Origin of the sequence: Thioalkalivibrio sp. (assembly GCF_041690275.1) — a bacterium.
Classification (GTDB): domain Bacteria; phylum Pseudomonadota; class Gammaproteobacteria; order Ectothiorhodospirales; family Ectothiorhodospiraceae; genus Thioalkalivibrio.
The window spans coordinates 1-20,068 of sequence record NZ_JAWLHP010000033.1; the positions used below are offsets into that span (position 1 = coordinate 1).

The 20,068-nt window shown below is 67.4% G+C and carries 17 protein-coding genes; 9 read left to right on the plus strand and 8 right to left on the minus strand.

The window, feature by feature from the left end; translation table 11 throughout:
• Positions 1–100: 100 nt before the first annotated feature.
• Positions 101–1,528 (minus strand): dihydrolipoyl dehydrogenase family protein, encoded by a 1,428-nt coding sequence (locus ACESMN_RS07955; RefSeq protein ID WP_372592578.1) that lies wholly within the window; start codon positions 1,526–1,528, stop codon positions 101–103.
• A 431-nt stretch (positions 1,529–1,959) separates the two neighbouring features.
• Here ACESMN_RS07955 and ACESMN_RS07960 point away from each other — a divergent pair, with 431 nt between their 5' ends.
• Positions 1,960–2,865: a complex I NDUFA9 subunit family protein gene (locus tag ACESMN_RS07960; protein ID WP_372592577.1), complete on the plus strand. Its 906-nt coding sequence runs from the start codon at positions 1,960–1,962 to the stop codon at positions 2,863–2,865.
• 122 nt (positions 2,866–2,987) lie between these two features.
• On the opposite strand, the gene ACESMN_RS07965 is transcribed toward ACESMN_RS07960, so the two are convergent.
• Positions 2,988–3,860, minus strand: coding sequence for a DUF6671 family protein (locus ACESMN_RS07965; protein WP_373053063.1), 873 nt, complete (start codon positions 3,858–3,860; stop codon positions 2,988–2,990).
• Positions 3,861–4,009: 149 nt separating this feature from the next.
• Here ACESMN_RS07965 and ACESMN_RS07970 point away from each other — a divergent pair, with 149 nt between their 5' ends.
• Complete coding sequence (locus ACESMN_RS07970) at positions 4,010–4,828, plus strand: arsenite methyltransferase (protein ID WP_373053064.1); 819 nt, start codon at positions 4,010–4,012, stop codon at positions 4,826–4,828.
• A gap of 26 nt (positions 4,829–4,854) precedes the next feature.
• On the opposite strand, the gene ACESMN_RS07975 is transcribed toward ACESMN_RS07970, so the two are convergent.
• Complete coding sequence (locus tag ACESMN_RS07975; RefSeq protein WP_373053065.1) at positions 4,855–5,334, minus strand: YaiI/YqxD family protein; 480 nt, start codon at positions 5,332–5,334, stop codon at positions 4,855–4,857.
• A gap of 246 nt (positions 5,335–5,580) precedes the next feature.
• Here ACESMN_RS07975 and ACESMN_RS07980 point away from each other — a divergent pair, with 246 nt between their 5' ends.
• Complete coding sequence (locus tag ACESMN_RS07980) at positions 5,581–7,815, plus strand: mechanosensitive ion channel domain-containing protein (RefSeq protein WP_373053066.1); 2,235 nt, start codon at positions 5,581–5,583, stop codon at positions 7,813–7,815.
• Between the two features lie 82 nt (positions 7,816–7,897).
• Entirely contained in the window at positions 7,898–8,572 is a 675-nt protein-coding gene (locus ACESMN_RS07985) for a type 1 glutamine amidotransferase domain-containing protein (RefSeq protein ID WP_373053067.1), read from the plus strand.
• 143 nt (positions 8,573–8,715) lie between these two features.
• On the opposite strand, the gene ACESMN_RS07990 is transcribed toward ACESMN_RS07985, so the two are convergent.
• Positions 8,716–9,576, minus strand: coding sequence for an endonuclease/exonuclease/phosphatase family protein (locus ACESMN_RS07990; protein ID WP_373053068.1), 861 nt, complete (start codon positions 9,574–9,576; stop codon positions 8,716–8,718).
• Positions 9,577–9,635: 59 nt separating this feature from the next.
• On the opposite strand from ACESMN_RS07990, the gene ACESMN_RS07995 reads away from it, so the two are divergent.
• Together ACESMN_RS07995 and ACESMN_RS08000 are read left to right on the plus strand one after the other, a co-directional pair.
• On the plus strand, positions 9,636–11,879 hold the full coding sequence (locus tag ACESMN_RS07995; protein ID WP_373053069.1) for a VTT domain-containing protein: 2,244 nt from the start codon (positions 9,636–9,638) through the stop codon (positions 11,877–11,879).
• A gap of 308 nt (positions 11,880–12,187) precedes the next feature.
• On the plus strand, positions 12,188–12,799 hold the full coding sequence (locus ACESMN_RS08000) for a DUF4126 domain-containing protein (protein WP_373053070.1): 612 nt from the start codon (positions 12,188–12,190) through the stop codon (positions 12,797–12,799).
• Positions 12,800–12,971: 172 nt separating this feature from the next.
• Here the strand turns inward: ACESMN_RS08000 and ACESMN_RS08005 are convergent, their stop codons facing one another.
• Positions 12,972–14,492: an NAD(P)H-dependent oxidoreductase gene (locus ACESMN_RS08005; RefSeq protein WP_373053071.1), complete on the minus strand. Its 1,521-nt coding sequence runs from the start codon at positions 14,490–14,492 to the stop codon at positions 12,972–12,974.
• Positions 14,493–14,656: 164 nt separating this feature from the next.
• Between ACESMN_RS08005 and ACESMN_RS08010 the strand changes: the two genes are divergently transcribed.
• Positions 14,657–14,845: a DUF3185 family protein gene (locus ACESMN_RS08010; protein ID WP_373053072.1), complete on the plus strand. Its 189-nt coding sequence runs from the start codon at positions 14,657–14,659 to the stop codon at positions 14,843–14,845.
• Positions 14,846–14,924: 79 nt separating this feature from the next.
• Here ACESMN_RS08010 and ACESMN_RS08015 read toward each other — a convergent pair whose 3' ends face one another.
• Both ACESMN_RS08015 and ACESMN_RS08020 read right to left on the minus strand, forming a co-directional pair.
• Entirely contained in the window at positions 14,925–15,911 is a 987-nt protein-coding gene (locus ACESMN_RS08015) for a serine/threonine protein kinase (protein ID WP_373053073.1), read from the minus strand.
• Positions 15,912–15,991: 80 nt separating this feature from the next.
• The gene (locus ACESMN_RS08020; RefSeq protein WP_373053074.1) at positions 15,992–16,939 is read right to left on the minus strand and encodes a transporter; all 948 of its coding nucleotides are present in this window, start codon (positions 16,937–16,939) and stop codon (positions 15,992–15,994) included.
• Between the two features lie 750 nt (positions 16,940–17,689).
• Here ACESMN_RS08020 and ACESMN_RS08025 point away from each other — a divergent pair.
• Positions 17,690–18,073 (plus strand): PAS domain-containing protein, encoded by a 384-nt coding sequence (locus ACESMN_RS08025; protein WP_373053075.1) that lies wholly within the window; start codon positions 17,690–17,692, stop codon positions 18,071–18,073.
• Positions 18,074–18,252: 179 nt separating this feature from the next.
• Positions 18,253–18,783, plus strand: coding sequence for an energy transducer TonB (locus ACESMN_RS08030; RefSeq protein ID WP_373053076.1), 531 nt, complete (start codon positions 18,253–18,255; stop codon positions 18,781–18,783).
• Between the two features lie 185 nt (positions 18,784–18,968).
• On the opposite strand, the gene ACESMN_RS08035 is transcribed toward ACESMN_RS08030, so the two are convergent.
• Positions 18,969–19,496 (minus strand): HIT family protein, encoded by a 528-nt coding sequence (locus ACESMN_RS08035; RefSeq protein ID WP_373053077.1) that lies wholly within the window; start codon positions 19,494–19,496, stop codon positions 18,969–18,971.
• Between the last annotated feature and the right edge of the window lie 572 nt (positions 19,497–20,068).

Consider the following 20,068-nt stretch of genomic DNA (forward strand, 5'->3'; position numbering starts at 1 on the left):
GGCATTCGGCCTGGGCTGGGCGCTGCTGTTCTGGCAGCTTGATGCCCGGCTGCAACGGTCCGGGGCCGGGCAGCCCTGAAGCGCAGCCGGCAGCCGCCGGCTACAGCCCCCGATCGGCCTCGAGCAGTCGCAGCCACACCTCGCTGGTGGTCGGATAGGCCGGAACCGCGTGCCACAGGGTCTCGAGCGGGACCTCGCCGACGATGGCGATAGTGGCGGAGTGCAGGATCTCGCCGGCATCGGGCCCGACAAAGCTCGCACCCACGACGACGCGGCGGGCCTGATCGATCACGAGCTTCGCCATGCCGTGGTCGTGTCCGTGCAGCGCACCACCGGCGACCCTATTCGGGTCGGCGGCAACGGTCTTGACCTCCCGACCGGCGTCGCGGGCCTGCTGTTCCGTCATGCCGACGGAGGCGGCCGGCGGATCGGTGAACAGGACCTGTGGCACCGCCCGCTGATCGGCCCAGGCCGTCCCGTCCTTCCCGGCGATCACGTCACCGATGATCCGGGCCTGGTACTTGCCCTGGTGCGTTAGCAGTACCCGGCCGTTGACATCCCCGGCCGCGTATAGCCAGCCGCCGTCAACGCCGGTGACCCGCAGCCGGTTGTCCACTGCGAGCGGGCCGCCGGGTGACAGCCCGACGGTCTCGAGCCCGAGGTCGTCGGTGTTGGGTGTGCGACCGATCGCTACCAGGAGCTCGTCACCGGCCAGTTCTTCGCCGTCCTGGGTGCTCACCGTAACGGGGCCTTCATCGCCCTCCCTGCGCGCCACCGACGCGGCCGCGGTCCCGGAAAGCACGGTGACGCCATCGGCCTCGAGCACCGCACGCATCACCTCGCTGACCTCCGGCTCGTAGGATCCGAGCAGCCGGTCGGCCCTCTCGACGATGGTCACCTCGGCACCGAACCGACGGTACGCCTGGGCCATTTCGACGCCGACCGCACCGCCGCCAAGCACAAGGAGCCGGCCGGGAACCCGTTCGGCCGCCGTCGCCCCGCGATTGTCCCAAACGCGCGTCTCTCGGAGCCCGTCGATCGGCGGAATGCTGGCGCGGGAACCGCTGGCGACGACCACCGCGCGCGATGCCGTCAGCGTCCTGGATCCGCCGTCATCCAGCGCCACCTCGACGCGGCGTTCGCCGGCAAGCTGACCCCGGCCACGAAACAGCTCCGCCCCGATGCGCTTCAGCCAGGACACCTGGGCCTCATCGTCCCAGCCGTGGGTCCACTGTGTGCGCCGAGCGAACACCGCATCGACATCGAGCTCGCCGTTGACGGCGGCGGCGGCACCGGGAATGCGCCGCGCCGCCGCCACGGCCGCGGAGGAGCCGAGGAGCACCTTGCTGGGGATGCAGGCCCAGTACGAGCATTCCCCGCCGACCAGTTCGCTCTCGACAACCGCCACCGACAGGTCGTTGTCACGGGCGTACCACGCCACGTTGGTGCCAGTCGAACCCGCCCCGATCACGATGACGTCGTAGCTCGCCTCGCGGTCTTTTCGATCGTTGGTTTCCGCGTTTGCCATGTTCGCTCCTCCCGGCAACGGTGGGGTATCGAAGCCGAAGCCGTCGGCAGGCACCCGGTCGCGGGAGAAGCGTGCCGAGACCTTCTCGCAGGCGGGCCATCCACCAGGAGTATAGGGACGGAAAATGCCTGTTTCATCACGCCCGCGCGCCTGTCGGCCGCCTACCCGCCCGATGCCACCGGGGCGCGTGTGCCGTCTGGGTATCCACCGGCACCAGGGGCCCGAAGAAACCCCTGGTGCGCCGCCTGCGAGCGCGAATCCCGGAACAATGCCGGAATGCGGGACCTGATCCCGGGTTCCGCGAAAGGCCGGAATCGCCCTGTTCAGGCCTCCCGGGGCGCAGCATGCGCCGTGCGGAAACATACCCATGGCGTGTTCCGCCGAAAACCGGCGAGAATCCAAACGCCACGACGCGGAACAGGAGCCCACTGATGAGCCACGAGGTCACCACAGTCTTCGGGGGCACGGGATTTCTGGGCAGCCGCATCGTCCGGGCGCTCGCGACTTCGGGAAGGGCGGTGCGCATCGCCGCACGCCACCCCGTTCGCCCCGACTGGGCGAGCGACCGTGACGTCATCGAACTGGCGACCGCCGACATCCACGATGCGGCCAGCGTCAACCGGGCGCTGGAGAATGCCACCAGCGCCGTGAACGCGGTGAGTCTGTACGTCGAATCCGGCGGCAAGGACACCTTCGAGGCCGTCCATGTGCAGGGCGCCGGCCGGGTGGCTCGGCTGTCGCGCGAGGCCGGGATCCGGCAGCTGGTATTGATCTCCGGCATCGGCGCAAGCCCATCCTCGCCGTCTGGCTACGTGCGCGCCCGCGCCGGCGGCGAGGAGAGCGTGCGGGCGGCCTTCGGCAAGGCGATCATTGTGCGCCCGAGCGTGATGTTCGGGCCCCGGGATGCCTTCCTCGGCAACCTCGTACGCCTCTCGCGCCTGCCAGTGATCCCCCTGTTCGGCCGCGGCGAAACCCGTCTTCAGCCGGTGCTGGTCGACGACGTGGCGCAGGCCGTGGCCGTGCGGACCGGGGCCACCGGTTCCGAACAATTCCTGTTCGAACTGGGCGGCGCCTGCGTCTACCGATATCGCGAGGTGGTCGAGCGGGTCCTCGCGTACCTGGGACGCCGCAGGCCGCTGATCCCGATCCCCTTTTTGCTCTGGCGGGCCCTGGCGGTGCTGGCAACGTCCCTGCCCAATCCGCCATTGACGCGGGACCAGGTACTGCTGATGCAGGAGGATAACGTCGTCGGTCACGGTGCCGGCACCTTCGCCGATCTCGGGCTCACACCGCGTTCCCTGGAGGAAAGTCTACCGTACTGCCTGGGCGCCCGGTAAGGTGAGGCCGAGAGTGCCTCGACCTCTGCCGCAGCCCGGTGACCCGGGGCCGCCGATGCGCGTTCCGGCGGCGGCTCCGGCGAGCGCATCGAGCGGCTGCGGACGGAGGGAATGGAAACAGGTCAGGGATTGCACCAGTCGCAGACCGCCGGGTCGGCATCCTGGCCAGGATCCGCGGGGCGCGTTTCACGGTAGGGACACGCGATGCAGCCCTGTACCTCGGCGCGCGCCTGCCGCGTGGGCGCGCCACAGTCCGCACAGGGCAGCCCCGGAATGCGCTCGACGATCCAGAATCCGGGAGCTCCGCAGGCCGGGCAGAGGGAACCCAGCCGCGCAAGCAGATCCTCGGTGGCACGCGCGATCATCTGCATGCGCGTCGGATTGCAATGCGCGCGGAGGTCGGATTCCACGAACACCCTTCCGCTGGTCGCATGCGCCCGGGCCCAGTCAAAGGCCCGCTCGAGCGCGCCGAGATCGCCGATGCCCTTGCGTATGCGCGGATCATTCTCGTGATCCGGGCGCAGTACCAGGTGATGATCGGGGAAGCCCGCCTCTTCCGCGAATGCCAGCATGGCCTCCCAGTCCGTCACGCTGCGATGGGCCTGCCTTGCCGGCCCTTGTGCCTGGCCCGCCAGTTCCAGGCCACGCAGGTCATCGAGCAGGATGACGTACTCCACGTTCCACGGGATCAGGCCGATCCCCGGGTCGGGACCGAAGGCGCCCTCGCTCGCGAGTCCGAAGGACGAGCCCGTGAGCTCCATGCCGATGCGCGCCTTGCGGCGCGCGGCCTCGAGCTGCGTGCCGGCGCGCGGAATCTCGCGCGTGAAGGTGCCCAGCCGGTCGGTATCGAAGCTGTCGATCACGTCGAGCCTGCAGCCGAGTGCCGGCTCCAGTGTCGGCGCGATCACGCGCTCCTTGCCATGACGGGTCAACAGTACCAGCGACCGCCCCGCGAGGCTGTATGCACCCGTATTGTCCGGTAGCGACTCAGCCATTGATCGATTGCAATCCGGTGTCAGCCAACTGCAGTACCCTCCAGCCCCGCCCCTGACCAACAAGGCCGGGGCTCACCTGTGGCGATTGCACATCGCCGGGGGATGCCGGCTACCATTGTGCCATTCGCAACCCGATCCGGAACCCCGTCATGAACCAGGAAGACACCGACCAGATCCGCCAGCAGGTGCGGGACAGCTACGCCCGGGTGGCCGAGGCCGACAACGCAGGCGAGGGCTGCGGAGAGGCCTCTGGCTGCTGCGGGGTCTCCGACGACGTGGCCATCAATGCCCTGATCTCCACCCGCCTCGGCTATTCCAACGCGGATCTCGCGGCGGTGCCGGAGGGTGCGGACATGGGTCTGGGTTGCGGCAATCCGCGCGCAATCGCCAGTCTTCGACCCGGTGAAGTGGTGGTGGATCTCGGCAGCGGCGGCGGCTTCGATGCCTTTCTGGCCTCCCCGGAAGTAGGCGCGACCGGCCGCGTGATCGGCATCGACATGACCCCGACCATGGTCAGCAAGGCCCGCGCCAATGCCGAGAAGGGTGCCTTCTCCAATGTGGAGTTTCGCCTCGGGGAGATCGAGCATCTGCCGGTGGCCGACAATGCCGCCGACGTGATCATCTCCAACTGCGTGATCAACCTGTCTCCGGACAAGCCACAGGTATTCCGCGAGGCCTTTCGTGTGCTGAAACCCGGTGGAAGGCTGGCGATCTCCGATGTGGTCGCCGGCACCGAGCTGCCGGAGGACATGCGCAACGATCCGGTGCTCTACGCGGGGTGCATTGCCGGCGCGCCGCTGCTCGAGGACCTGCAGGCCATGCTGCAGGCCGCGGGCTTCCGGGACATCCGCATCGCGCCCAAGGACGAATCCCGGGAATTCATCAAGGACTGGGCACCGGGCCGCGGGGTGGAAGACTACGTGCTCTCCGCCCACATCGAGGCCACCAAGCCGCCTCCCCCGGCCTGACCCGGACCCAGGGGCCACCGTCAATATCAGGGGGCATCCCCGGGCGGGGGCGGTCTCTCCCGAAGGTGACGTTGCAGGAAGCGGTCCAGTTGATTCGCAAACGCCTGCCGGTCGCGCGGATGCAGGGTGGCGGGTCCGCCGGTGTCCACGCCGGATGCGCGCAGGGTCTCCATGAAGTCCCGCATGTCCAGACGCGACCGGATGGTCTCGGGGCTATAGAACTCGCCCCGCGGGTTGAGGGCGTGGCCACCGCGTGCGATGACCTCGGCCGCCAACGGGATATCGGCGGTGATCACCAGATCACCCGACTCCACCCGCGCCACGATCTCATTGTCGGCGACGTCAAAGCCCCGGGCCACCTGGAGCATGCGAACATGGCGGGAACGCGGAACCCGCAGGGGCTGATTCGCCACCAGCGTGACCGGCACCGACACGCGCTCCGCGGCCCGGAACAGGATTTCCTTGATCACCGCCGGACAGGCATCGGCATCGACCCAGATCTGCATCGCTTGCTCCATGGTATGGGCCCCTCAGGATGACACAGACCGTTGACACGCAGGGCAAGGGCAGGCGCAGGGAGCCGCGGTCCGTCCGCCGTGCCCCTGGGGGCACTCACTTCCGCAGGGCAGTTGCGCGATCCTCGTGTCCACGGCATTGTTTGCGGGCGACCCCATGAAAGAACGCGGGAGACTCATCACGGATTCGAGGGGAAGGCTTTGCCTTTGAGATGCCCGATCACACGGCTGCGAGGGGTGGCACTGGCCTTGGTTCTGGGGCTGCTGGGTGCCTTCTGCGCCACGGCTGCGGCGGCCACGGAGGCGCCTTCGACCACGGAGATCGAGGCCCTGATCACCACGCTTGAGGACGAGCAGGCCCGCGGCGAACTCGTACGCAAGCTGCGCATCCTGGCGGAGATCGACGAGCCGAAGCCGGTGCCGGACATCCAGACCGCCACCGGCGACCTGATGCAAGCGCTCTCCGAAGGGCTCGCCGTTTTCGGCACGGGGCTCGCCCGTATCGCGCATTCCGTTGAGTACCTGCCGCAGGCCTACGAATGGCTGGGTCACGCGGTGACGGATCCCGAAGAGCACGCGCGATGGCTCAACATCCTGCTGTGGCTTGCGGCGGTACTGATCTCTGCCTATGCGGTCGCGCGAGTCGTGACCCGGCTGCTGGCGACCTCCCGGACCCGGATCCTTGCCAGCGCGCGCGATACATGGCCGCAGCGACTGATTGGCGCGGTATTCCTGCTCCTCCTCGACCTGCTTCCGATCGTCGCCTTCGCGGCCGCCGGTTACGCGGTGCTGGCAGTTGCGGCTCCTCCCGAGCAGACACGCCTGGTGGCCCTCGCCTGGCTCAACGCGTCCATCATCGTGCGCCTGGTGATGACATTGAGCGGACGGGTATTCGCCGAGCGCGAGCCGGCGCTGCGCCTGATCCCGTCCAGCGACGAGACGGCGCACTACGCGATGATCTGGGTGCGCAGGCTGGCCTCCACGGCGATCTACGGCTTTTTCGGTCTGCAGGCGGCGTTGCTGCTCGGCATCGGCGCGGCGGCCTACGAGGCTCTGATGCACCTGCTCGGCCTCGTCGTTACCCTGATGGGGCTGATCCTGATCCTGCAGAACCGCCGCCCGGTCGCCGAACGCATCCGCGGCCGGGAGATGGAGGGCGGGCTACCGGGGCGCCTGACGCTCTCCCTGTTCAGGCGCCGGCTCGCGCAATCCTGGCATCTGCTGGCCGGCGCGTACCTGATCCTGCTGTTCGCCGTGTGGGCGCTGGACTGGCGCCTCGGGTTCCTCTTCGTTCTGCGCGCCACTCTGCTGACGATTGCCGTCCTGGTGGTGGCAAGATTCGCGTTGCATCTGGTCGACCGCCTGTTCGCACGCTGGCTCAGCATCAATGTTCAACTGCGGAGCACCCACCCGCAGCTGGAGGCACGGGTGAAGCACTACTTCCCCCTGCTGCAGGGCGCAGCGCGCTGGCTGCTCTACATCCTGGCCGGACTTGCAATCCTGCATGCGTGGGGGATCGAGGCGCTGGCGTGGCTCGCCAGCGAACCAGGGCAGGCCCTCGGGGGTACGGTGGCGCGCATCCTTGGCGTGCTGGTCGTGGCGGTCATCGTGTGGGAGGTCACCGCCTCCTTCATCGAACGCTATCTCGCCGAGACCGATGCCCGCGATGGCCCCAGGGTGCGCAGTGCGCGCGCCAAGACACTGCTCACCGTCGCCCGTAATGCGCTGCTGGTGGTGCTGATCGTGATGTCCACACTGGTCATCCTCTCCGAACTCGGGATCAACATCGCCCCGCTGCTCGCAGGCGCCGGCGTGCTCGGATTGGCCATCGGCTTCGGCGCTCAGCGACTGGTGCAGGACGTCATCACGGGCGTGTTCATCCTGATGCAGGACCTGATGGCCGTCGGCGACGTGGTCAAGCTTGGCGAGCGGGCAGGCCTCGTCGAGGCCATTACGATCCGCACCGTGCGGCTGCGCGACCTGAGTGGCACCGTTCACACCATCCCCTTCAGCGCGATCGACACCGTCAGCAACCTCACCCGCGACTTCTCGTTCTACGTCTTCGACCTCGGGGTGGCCTACCGCGAGGATGTCGACGAGGTGATGGAGGTGATCCGTCAGGTCGGCGAGGAGCTGATAGCCGACCCGGAGATCGGCCCGGTGGTGCTGGAACCGCTGGAGATCTTCGGGGTCGACGCCTTCGGCGACAACGCGGTGGTCATCAAGGGCCGGATCAAGACGCAACCCATCAAGCAGTGGATGGTCGGGCGCGCCTTCAACCGCCGCATCAAGCAACGCTTCGACGAACTCGGCATCGAGATCCCGTTCCCGCACCGTACCGTCTACTTTGGCCAGGACAAGGACGGCACGGCCCCGCCGCTCCAGGTCAGTCCCGGGATCGCCGTGCACGGCGCCCCGACCGATGTCCTGTGGCCGCCAGGCGAAGCTGAAGCTGACCCCAAGTCCGCCTGATCCTGCCCGGCATCGAGGGTCTTCCCGGAACCCGTTGGCCGCGGCCCAGTCCATCAAGTGAGACCAACAGGGAGGCATCCGAATGAGTCAGACGATACTGGTGGTCGTCACCAGTCACGACGAGATTGCCCCGGGGCACGCGACGGGCCTCTGGTTTGAGGAATTCGCGGTTCCGTACGCGCGCTTCCGTGAAGCGGGTTTCGAGATCAAGGTCGCGAGTCCGAAGGGTGGTCCGACGCCCCTCGATCCACAGAGCCTCGAGATGGAGCCGTCCTTTCCCACCGTTGCCGCGCAACAGGCACTGAGTGACACGATCCCCCTGGACGAAAACGTCCATCACGGGCCCTACTGCGCGATCTTCTTTCCCGGTGGGCACGGAACCATGTTCGATCTCCCCGAGAATCCGCACGTACAGCGGCTGGTGACCGAGTTCATCGAGCATGACAAGGTCCTCGGCGCGGTCTGCCATGGTCCCGCCTGCCTGGTCGGCGCGATGCTGCACGACGGCACCCCGGCGGCCAGTGGACGCAGGCTCGCCGCCTTCAGCAATGGCGAGGAACGCGCGGTGGACCGGGTGGACGCCATGCCCTTCCTGCTCGAGGACCGCCTGCGCGAGCTCGGGGGCGAGGTCGCCACCGCGGACGACTGGACCGACCATGTGGTCGTGGACGGCATGCTGGTGACCGGCCAGAATCCGCAATCCAGCCGCAGCGTCGCAGAGGCCATGGTAGGTCTGTTGCGACACGGCCCCACCTGAGTCGTCGACCAGGTCGGGGCCACCAGTAACGATGAACCCCCTCCCCCGCTTGCGGGGGAGGGTCGGGCGGGGTGCGGCCCTCGCGCCCGGCCCCTCTATCGCAAGCGCAAGAGGGAGAATGATCCTCGCGGGAATCGGCTTCCTCAATGCTGCGAAAGATCGATCTCCGCGACCAGCGGCAGATGGTCAGAGGCGATGCGGGAGAGCGGGGTCACATGCCGATACAGGCGGACCAGCCGATTCCCGGGCCGGACCCAGAGCCGATCCAGCGCGAACAGTGGGAAGCGGGCCGGGAACGTGGCGGGCGCCCCCGTCTTCCCGAACCGTTCATGCAGCTGCCTCAGCGGCTTGCTCCAGAGGATCCATTCGTTCATGTCGCCCATCAAGACCGTCGGCAACGCATCCGCGGGATGGAGGCGATCCATCAGCTGCCTGACCTGTCTCCCGCGTTCGGCCCTGGCCAGCCCGAGATGCGTGGCAACGACTCGCAGCGACATCCCGCGACACTGCAGCCGGACATCGAGCGCCCCGCGAGGTTCGCGACCGGCGACGCTCAGATCGATACGCTCGATGCCGGAAAAGTCACAGCAGGTGAGTAACGCGTTACCATAGGTGGCCTCGCCCCGGAGCATGGTCGGTCCGGCAAGCGCGCGCAGGCCGGTTTCCGCCGCCAGAACGCCGAGCGCGCCCAGATCACCGCCGTGCGATTCAACCTCGTGAAGCGCGACAACTTCAGCGTCCAGTTCGTTGATAACCTTTGAAATCCGTTGCGCATCGAAGCGACGGTCACTACCGATCCCGGCGTGAATGTTGTACGTGGCGACCCGAAGATGACTCATGAATGCGCTAAGCCTTGGACGCGAGCCCGAACGGGCCCGCCAGACATGCACGACGGCCGTGCCCCATGCGATCGTTTCAAGGCCTGCCCTCAGATAGCTGGTCTGGTGATCAGACCACCCGCAGGGTATTTTAACCGCTTCGAGTCTGTTCTCCTTTGCCGGCACTGTTCCCGTGGGCAACCCTTGCCCGAGTCAACCCCGATCACCATGACCCAGTCGCTCCAATGACCCTCAGGTTGCAGCCGGGCAGCAACTGCTGGCGCATCGAACCGGCGACCCGCTTCGCCGTCGCGATCGACGGGGAAGACTACTTTGCCCAGCTCCGGCGTTCGCTGATCCGCGCGAAGCGCTGCATCGCCATCAGCGCCTGGGACATCCACAGTCAGATCGAGCTCATCCGCCCCGGACCCCACGAGGAACCCGGCCGGATGGCCGACGACGGCCTGCCTACAGCGCTGGGCGAACTCCTGGTGGCGCTTCTGGAACGCACCCCGCCCCTGAACATCTTCATCCTGCTCTGGGACTTCGCGCCCATCTACGCGCTGGAGCGCGAACCCCTGTTCTTCGGCGATCCACCCTGGGGCAAGGGTCTGTTCCGGAGCGGCCCCGCCCACCCCCGCTTGCATCTGATATCCGACGATGCCCACCCGGTGGGGGGCAGCCAGCACCAGAAGATCGTGGCGGTCGACGGTCAGATCGCATGGTGCGGCGGCTTCGACCTGAGCAAGTGGCGCTGGGACACGCAGGCGCATTCCGCCGAGGACGAGCGCAGGCGGGACCCGAACGGTACTCTCTATCCGCCCTTTCATGACGCTCAGGCGCTCGTGGACGGAGACGCGGCAGCGGCGCTGATGGAGATCTTTCTCGAACGCTGGCGACGCGCCGGCGGCGGGGATATCCGCGGGCTGTCCGGTTTCGACGCGCTGCGGCAGCAGCGTGCCGGGGATGGTGCATCCTCCGACCCCTGGCCAGAGGGCATGGAGGTGCTGCTGCACGATACGCAGGTCGGCATCGCGCGCACGCTGCCGGAATACGGTGACCACGCCGAAGTCCGGGAGGTCGAGCGGCTTTACCTCGACACGATCGCGCAGAGCCGCGACTTGTTGTATATCGAGAATCAGTACCTGTCGTCCCGAGTCATCGGGGACGCCCTGTGCGATTCGCTACAGAAGGATTCGGGACCCCGGATCCTGATGATCCTCCCGGAGAAGACCGGTCACTGGCTGGAACAGCACACGATGGACATCCTTCGGGCGCGGATCCTGTCGAGGCTGCGTGCAGCCGACCGCCATGGCCGCCTGCGGGTCTGCTACCCGGAAGTATCCGGCCTGCAGAAGGGCTGCCTGATGGTTCACGCCAAGCTGATGATCAGTGACGACGAGGTCCTGCGGGTTGCCTCTTCCAACCTCAGCAACCGTTCGATGGGACTCGACAGTGAGTGCGACCTGTGTGTCATCGCCCGCAACGCGGAGGAACGCGGGGTCTTCCGGAGCCTGCGTCAACGTCTGCTGGCGATGTTCCTTTCGGTGGATCCGGACACCCTTGCCCGCGCCGAGGCCGATGCCCGGGAACAGGGGAACGGGATGTTCGAGGCGATCGACGCGCTGACCGGACCGGGTTCCGGCACGCGCCCGCCCGGGACAGATCGAGGCGATCCCGGGCCCCTGCATCTCGAGAAACTCGAGGCACTGGCAGATCCCGAGTGGAACCGACAGCTGCCGGACGAACGCGTGGTCGATCCGGACCGCCCCCTGGACACGGAATTGATCACGGATGTGGTCGTCGGAAAGGAGAACCTGCCCCTGATACGCTGGCGTATCCTGATCATGGCGGGACTGGCCGTCCTGCTGCTGGGCCTGGTCGCAGTCTGGCGTTTCACGCCAGTCGGAGACTGGCTCGAACCCGCGGTGCTGGCCGAGGGGGTTCGCGGCCTCAACAGCACACCCTGGGGCATACCCCTGGGCCTACTGGGTTTCGTGGCGGCGAGCCTGGCGGCGGTACCGGTGACGCTGCTGATCCTCACGTCCTCCCTGGTCTTTGGAACCGTCACAGGTGCTTCCGTGGCGCTGATCGGCTCCGTCCTCTCCGCGGTGATCGGCTACGGCATCGGTCGCTTCACCGGGCGCGGTCTCGTCGAGCACCTTGCCAACGGCCGGATCCAGCAGGTAAGCCGGAGACTGGGGAGACGGGGCATCCTGACGATCATCACGGTGCGGATCGTTCCGGTCGCGCCCTTCGTGGTGCTGAATCTGCTGGCGGGAACGATGCACATCAGCGTCCGCGACTTCGTGATCGGGACCGCTGTCGGCATGCTTCCCGGCATCATCGCCCTTGCGGTCTTCGCCGAGGGGCTCCTGGCGCTGATTGGTCAAGCGGACCTGCGCGCAGTGGCCCTGGTACTCGTGGGCATTCTGGGACTGGCCGGATTGGCCTGGCTGGGAAGGCGACTGCTGGCATACCGCCAATGACCGGCGGGGACAGATTACCTGTCTCGCTCTACCCTCTGCTCGACGCCCGGGGTGTCGGGGCGTAACTGACCGTCCGGTAACCGCATCGAGGCATTCCACGAATGCCCCGCTGCCAGCCGGCCGGCTCTCGACAAGGCTTCGCCTGCACCGGCTTCAGCTCGATGCAGCGAACCGTTGCCATGAGGCACCGCTCATCCATCACCAAGGAGTGCAGGCGCTCCTGCGATAAGTGCCCGCGCCATCCGATCATGCGGCCCAGGCCGGAGGCAGCGAAATGGGTGTGCTGTCCACGGAAAACAGGGGCTAGAATGCCGCTTATGGAAGGCATCGGCGACCTGGGCACCGTTTCCGCACTGATGGCGGGGATCAGCCTGAGTGCGGCCGCCGGGCTGCGCGTGTTCCTGCCAGTGCTGGCGCTGGGACTGGCCTCCCGCCTCGGCCTGCTGGAACTGGGCGAGGAATTCGCCTGGCTGTCCTCCAACCCGGTGCTGGTCGTGGTGGGCATCGCGGCCCTGCTGGAGGCCGGTGCCTATTACATCCCGGTGGTCGACAACCTCCTCGACACGCTCGCCACGCCGGCCGCGATCGGTGGCGGCACCGTGATCGTGACGTCGCTGCTGCCCGAGATGCACGGGCTGCTGCAGTGGGGCACGGGGGCGCTGCTGGGTGGCGGCGCGGCAGGGATCGTGCAGGGCACGACCGTGCTGGCGCGCGGGGTATCCACGACCTCGACCGGCGGCGTGGCCAATCCCCTGATCGCCACCTCGGAGACCGGGGGCAGCCTGCTCGCGATCGCGTTCGCATTGCTGACCCCGCTGGTCTTTGGCGTGCTGGTGATCCTGGCGCTGGTGTGGCTGCTCATCCGCCTGGCACGGCTGCTGCGCAACCGCAGGCGCGGGGCACCCGCCCCGGGCGCCTGAGCCGGCGTTCAGCCGGTGCCCACCGCAGGCACGCCCGCATCTCCCACCAGGGATTCGCGCCCGTGCAGGGTTCCTGCCATAAGGCATAACGGTCGGGTGACGGGGCTCGATGAGGCCACTGCGCGGAGCGTCAGGAGACGGCGTCACTCCAAGGCCGGCCTCAGCAGGGCCGTTAACCGGCGAGGCGCAACACCGGCACGAGCCCGAACCACAAGACGAAGGTGAGGGAGGCCACCATCAGTCCGTCGATGCGCCCGGGCCGGTTGCCGGATTCGAGCCGGCGGTACAGCAGCCAGCCCAGCCAGAGGGCGTGCGGGACCACGAACAGGCCGATGCCTGCATACGCGTCCATGGCCAGACCAAGCAGTTCCCAGGTCAGGGCGGCGGCGGCCGCAAGCCCCGTGAACACGATGGACAGCCGCACGACGCCCCGGTGCCCGAGGCGGACGGCCAGGGTCCGCTTGCCTGCCGCGGCATCAGCCTCCAGATCCGGAATCCCCGACAGGGTGATCGAGGGCAGGATGGCAAGCAGCAGCGGTACGCTCAGCAGCCACGGCAGCGGGTCCTGCCATGGGCCGCCCAGGAAGACGAAGCCGCACAGGATCACGCCCAGACTGTGGGTGATCGCGACATCCAGTTCACCCAGGCCCCGATAGCTGAGCTTCAGCGGCGGTGCCGTATACCCGATCGCCAGTACCGCCAGCACGCCCAGGACCGCGAGCACGACGGGAACGGAGCCTGGCGTCAGGACCAGCAGACTCGCGGTTGCGGCCACGAAGGCAAGAAGCGAGAGCGCGACGCCGGCTGCGACCTCGCGCCGGCTCAGCAACCCGTCCACCAGCACCCGGGAGCCGCCCGTGAAGGGACCAAAGAATCGGTTGTCGCGGTCGCTTGGAAAATCCACCTGCTCGTTGATCAGCACGGTCGCGACCTCAAGCAGAAACAGGCAGAGATAGCCCAGCCAGAAGAGCGGGTTCCCGAACACGCCGCCGGCCGGATTGGCGGCGAGCGCGCCGGCGGTGTAGGCCAGCCAGGTCATCGGGTAGAACTGCAGCCGCAGCGCCCGCAACCAGGCACGGGTCTTGTGCCGGAACCCTTCCCATCGCGTGACCCGGCCGTGTTGCAGCTGCCGTGCCGCGTGCCGGGCGCGCTCCAGCCAGCGCCGGCGCTGTTCCCGGCTGGAACCGCGCACCGGGCCGAAGACCAGCGAGCGGACGGGATGGATGCCGCAGAACCCGAGCGTGGCGCGCGCCATCGCATTGCGGCCGGGTTGGCGATAGACCAGGCGATGGATCAGGGGTGGCGTGTCCATGGTGGTGATCAACTGCGCCGAGCGCCCACCCAGCAGTCCCTGATAGCCGGTGCCCCCGTCACAGGTGCGGAACGCGAATCCGGGGGTGAACACCCGATCCAGGAATCCCTTCAACAGCGCGGGCAGGGTGCCCCACCAGGTCGGGTAGACGAACACCAGGTGCTCGGCCCAGACGATCAGGTCGCGCGCTTCCCTTAACCCCGGCTCCAGCATCTGCTGGTTCGGCGACTGCGTCCGGACATGCGGATCGAATGCCACCTCCGACAGATTGAGCTGCCGGACCTCGGCGGCTGCGGTGCGCGCTCCGTCGCCGTACGCTCGGGCCAAGGCCCCGCACAAGCTCTCCACGCGCGGGTGTCCAAGGATGATCAATACATTCATGGAGATCCCCTGGGGCGCATCCGGTACCGGGCACCATAGACAAGAACAAGATGGGTGTCTTGTCCTTGCGCGGATCGACATGGCCACTCAAGGAAGCCAGAATGAAGTCCTGGTCCGCGTCCTCGCCACGGATGCGCCAAACCCACCCCGGGACGGAGAATCCCATGACCAACCTTGTCGGAATCGTGCTTTTGATTGCGGGTATTGCCGCTCTGATCTACGGCTACATGGAGAGCCAGAGTGCCAGAGACCAGACCGCCCGGCTGGTCCTGGGCCGCTTCACCCAGAAGACCCTGACCCTGCTCATCGGTGGTGCCGTCGCGCTGGTCCTTGGTCTGGTTCTGTTGCTCTAGCACGCGAAGCAGCGCCGGATCGGGCCGCGATTTCAGGGGCGCAACGGGACACGAACGCCCGGGTGCGCTCCGATAAGGGTCAGACACCGAGGGAGAGTGTGGGCTCGTCCAGGGCAGCGGCCTGTTCGCGCAGCGTCAGGATGTGCTCCTCCCAGTATCGCGTGGTGTAGAAGACCGGAAAGGCCTGGACGAAGGCCGGGTCGTCGGCACGGCGTGCAAGCCAGGCCGCGTGGCGCAGGATGCGCAGCGTACGCAGCGGCGTGATCAGGGCCAGTTCGCGGCGGTCGAGGCGCACGAAGGTCTCGTAACCCTCCAGCAGCGCCAGCATCTGGGCCGACATCTCCTCGGCAGCGCCGGACAAAAACATCCAGAGATCCTGCACCGCCGGTCCGGTGCACGCGTCGTCGAGATCCACGAAGTGAGGGCCGGAGTCGGTCCACAGGATATTGCCGGGGTGGGTGTCGCCGTGCAGGCGAATCATGGGCACGGGCCCGGCCTCTTGCATCCGGCGTACGATGCGCTCGAGCACATCCGCGCTGAGGTCCTCGTAAACCGATTCCAGCTCGAATGGCAGACGCTCGCTGGCGAGCACGTCCGCGCGCGCGGCCTCCCCCCGTTCGGCGGCATCCAGGCGCTCTCTTGCCTGGAAACTCCCGGCGCGACCGACGGCATGGATGCGGGCGACGAAACGCCCGATGCGCACGAGATTCTCGCGTTGCTCGAGGTCCGGGGTTCGCCCACCCTGCCGGGGATACAGCGCGAACAGGAAGCCCAGGTGGCGGTGCAGCGTCTCCCCCGCTGCATCCGGCAATGGCGCGACCACCGGAACCTCCTCGGCCGCGAGCTCCAGTGCGAACGCATGTTCCTCGCGGATGGCCGCCTCGGACCAGCGTCCCGGTCGATAGAACTTCGCGACCACGGGTGCCGCATCCTCGATGCCGATCTGATAGACGCGATTCTCGTAGCTGTTGAGCGCCAGCAGCCGACCGTCGGCGCGCAGCCCGGTGGACTCCACCGCGTCCAGGATGACCTCCGGCTTCAGACTGGCATAGAGATGGCCGCTCATGGCCACAGTCTACCTGCTGATGACCGGGCCCGGCGTTCAAGGTGAGCGTGACGGCCGCGGCCGCGCGGAGGGCTCGCGCGTCACCAGACGCGGGCGAGCGTGAGGCGGAAGGTCTCGCCCTCAGGCTGGCCCGCCGGGGCCGACACGGCGGCGTCGTAGTTCAGAAACAGCGTGCCGATGGAGGGCAGGCGCAGCCCCAGCCCGGCGCCGAGGCGCCAGGTATCCGCGGCGTTGTCCTGGTCCTCACCGTCGCGAACCGTCTCGCCGCCCCGGTCGTAGTAGGCGTCGGCCGTCAGCCAGAGATCGGGCGTCAGGTTCCGGCTGGCGTGCAGCTCGAGCTGGTAGAGCGGTCGCTGCTTCAGCCTGTCGGCGGCGCCGGGGGCATCGCTATTGTCGCCGAAGATCCGGGCCGTCGCGTAGGCCTCGAGCCACGTCCGGCCCGCGTCCGGCGTGTAGCTGTAGTTGATCGTGGGCGCGAGGCTCCAGCGGTTGGAGCCGACATTGACGGGATCGTCGGCGTCGTAGGCACCGGTGGGAAAGGTCGCCAGCAGGTGGGCCGAGGCGAAGGTCTCGGGCGTCCAGTCCGCGAAGGCCTCCCGGCTCAGGGCCGGGGCGCCGAACAGGTTGACCTCGGCGACCACGCCAATGTCGCCGACTCCTGCCGCATCAGCCCCGAACGGACCCGCGGCGACATCGATATCGGCATGGGGCAGCACCAGCGACAGCCCGCCGGTGCGCCCGCCCACGTCGAGGATGCGCGAGAGGATCAGCGACTGTGACGTAACATCGGTGGTGATGCCGGCAATCCCGTAGTCGGCGCCTTCGGAGACGGGCGCGACACTGGTCGAGAAACCCAGATTGTAGAAGGTCACCCAGGTGTTGACAGGCGCGTTCAGGTAGTCGCGCGCCTTGCCCGCCAGCGCGTTCGAGGCCGGCAGAAGGGTGGCGCAGAGGCCGATGGTGGCGGCGAGGGTGCCGGCGCCCGGACGTCCGGGGCGCGTCCGGTTTGTCCTGCCTACAGGAAGCATAAAGCACCTTTCCAGTCGTCAACAATCCGCTCTCCGGCGGCGGGCGCGGCCGCGCTCGGCAGTCGTCCTGGCTTCGCCATCGGCCTGAACCCTGGACGCGGTGAGCAGCGTCAACACACCGGAATGCATCGGGGCGACGGCGCAGCGCAGGAAAGATCTGCATGGGGTCCCGGCCTTTACCGGAGCAGCCGGCAGCGGGGCGGCACCCGACACGGCGGCCGCCTGGCGCGCCATGCGCCAAGTTCGGTGCCCATTAAGCACAGCCAGACTTGCCGGAGCAAGGCGGGAAAGTGCAGGAATGGCCACCCTTCCCGCCCCCTTCCGGGTGCGCATCCACGCGAACGCCGGCACCGAAGGCCTACAGCCCCGCCCCGGCGACGCTCAACACCACAGAGGCTGCACCAGGATGGCGTCTCGGAGTGCGCCTCGGCACCATCATGCCTCCCCACCCCTTCGTTCTCTTCCCTGGGTTGCTGCGGCCCGATCATCCCGGCGATACTGCCGGTGAGCAGTTGGGTTTCCTGTCCTGGGATAAGCACGATCACATCCGTGATTCAGTGCCGAAAGTGGTGGATGCGCAGCCCCTTGACCACCCTGTGCACACAGCGCCCGTCTCGCAAGCAATGACCTGTACACGTCTGCGTGATCTGTGGATCGCTTGTCAACGATGCCCGGACATCCGGGGTCATCAAAAAGCCTTTGCAGGCCGGCGCAAGACCAAAGAATCTACCAACCCAGTGAGGCTTCCTAATGACCGATCAAGTCCAATCCCCGCTCTTCCAGGCCCTTGCGGACCTTAATTTCGATTCCGTGATGGTGACCGAACCGACCGATGAACCGGGGGCTTCGCGCATCGTTTTCGTCAACCGGGAATTCACGGAGCTGACCGGCTACAACGCCGACGAAGTGGTCGGCGAAACGCCCGGCATGCTCCAGGGCGAGCGCACTGACCCGGAGGTGCTCAAACGGCTTGCCGAAGACCTGCGTGCCGGCCGCACCTTCCACGGCCAGACCATCAACTATCACAAGGACGGCACGCCATTCGAGATCGAGTGGAAGGTCACCTCGGTGCTGGACGATGCCGGCAAGGTCACGCATTACGTGGCCGTGCAGCGCGAGGCCGATAGCGCCTGAGCTGAACCCCGGGTTCTGCGGTCGTCCCTGGCACCGCGCTGAACCGTCGTCGCGGCGTCATCCCCACCCGCGAGGCGCACCGAGGAGGGAACCCGGGTGTCGGGTTACGGCTCACCCCTTCAACTCGACCGCCGGATACACTCGCGTTTGCGATCTTCAACGCCGACAAGGAGTACGCGATGCGTTACCTGCTGACGCTGTTTGCACTATCCCTCGCACTGGCACTGGCCGGCTGTGAACGAGGCGACGCCCCTGAGCCACCGGTGGAACCGCAGAGCGCCGCGCCCGAGCCTGCCGAGCCGATGGCCGATGGACCCGAGGGGAGGGAATCACCCGAGTCGGCCGACCCGGGGGCCCCGATGGACGGGATGGATACCGATGCCCAGTCCGAGGCCGAGCAGTTGTGGAACCGTGCGACCGAATTGGCCGAGCAGGCCCGTGACCGCGCGGAAGAAGCCTGGCGCGTCGGTCAGGAGGAAGGCAGCGAGGCCTGGGAACGGGCCAAGGAGACGGCTGCCGTGGCCCGCGACCGTGCCGAACAGGCCTGGGATCGGGCGCGCGAGGTTTCGGGTGAGGCAGGGGACGCCGCTCAGACCCGAACCGAGGCCGTCTGGGACGACATCAAGGCCACATGGGCACGCATGACCCAGGATTCGGAGGAGCCCGAAACCGACGAGGGACCTGCGGCAAGCGACACGCCGGCCGAGTAAGCCATCGCGACCGGAGACCGCGCGGCTCCACGGTTGCGGTTCCCTCAGGGATCGAAGGATCGGGTCAGGGGATCGAGGTCAGGTCTGACGTTCCGGCATCTCCCCGGCGGGGCGGACCCAGGGAGCCACCGGGGCCGGGTTGTCGGCATGTGAGGCCTGACCCCATGCCCGCATTTCCGTCAGCATCAACCCGCCATCGTGGCCGGCGCCGGCCCATGGTATTTCGCTCGTTCCGGAATGATGTTGCGAATACCGCCCCTTGGGTCCTCCACGTCGCCTGCGTAGCGCGGGAGCAGGATGACGTGCAGGTGGTCGATGCTCCTTCCCGCCGCCCGGCCGTCGTTGTTGCCGATGGTGTAGGCATCGGGCCGGTTACCCAGGAAGGGGAGTCTCAGCACGGCTTCGATGTGGTCCTTGGGTCGCTCCCGCAGGTAGTCGCGGTTCAGCATGTTCCGGTACAGCTCATTCATGTCGGTCGTTTCGATGACCTGCCGGACCCCGTGAACGGCATCGAAGTAATCCGCCTGCTCGGTCTCATCGAGATCGAACAGGGAGACCACGTGCCGCCGAGGAATCACGAGCGCATGCCCGGGATTGACCGGATTGGTGTCGAAGATGCCGAGGAAGGAGCGGTTCTCGAAGATGAACGGGTCGGCCAGGCCGGCGGCAACGCGGCAGAAATAGCAGTCCTGGTCTGGTGGGGTGCGGGTCATCGGATAACCTGGGTGGGCTTGCATCGGAATAGAGGCGCCCGATTCTAGTGGATTCTCGCGCCGCTTGTGCCCGTTTTTCGGGGACCGCACACCGACATCGCCTCCTGTTGCGGCCGACGCCCGGGGCGTTTCGGTGCCAGACACCGCCCCGCAACCGCCTCTACGGACCGGAATCCCTGACCGGCTTCGTGCTGATCACCTGGTCCGCATCACTCACCTGCATCCTGATCACCCGCGCAGGGGGCCTCGCTCGGGACTTCGAACGGCTTTCCTGCGCGACCCCGGTCGACGCGCCACCCCGTTGAACGCTCTCCAGTCCACACGATCCCGATCCCGTTCGGCGCTCCGGCGCTGATACGGGGACCGGTCCCCCGACACGTTGCCTGCACCTCTGGCTAGTGGGCCATGCGGAAGGTTCGGTGACTATGGAGCACAGCCAGAAGGGCCGGAGCAAGGAGGGCAAGTTTGAAATAGGCCCACTAGGGGGCCACGCGCGCCCCCTGCCCTCCATGGCCCACAAGGTGTGGCCCATAAGGTGGGTGTCTTGCAGCGGGCGCTGATATCGCCTTCCC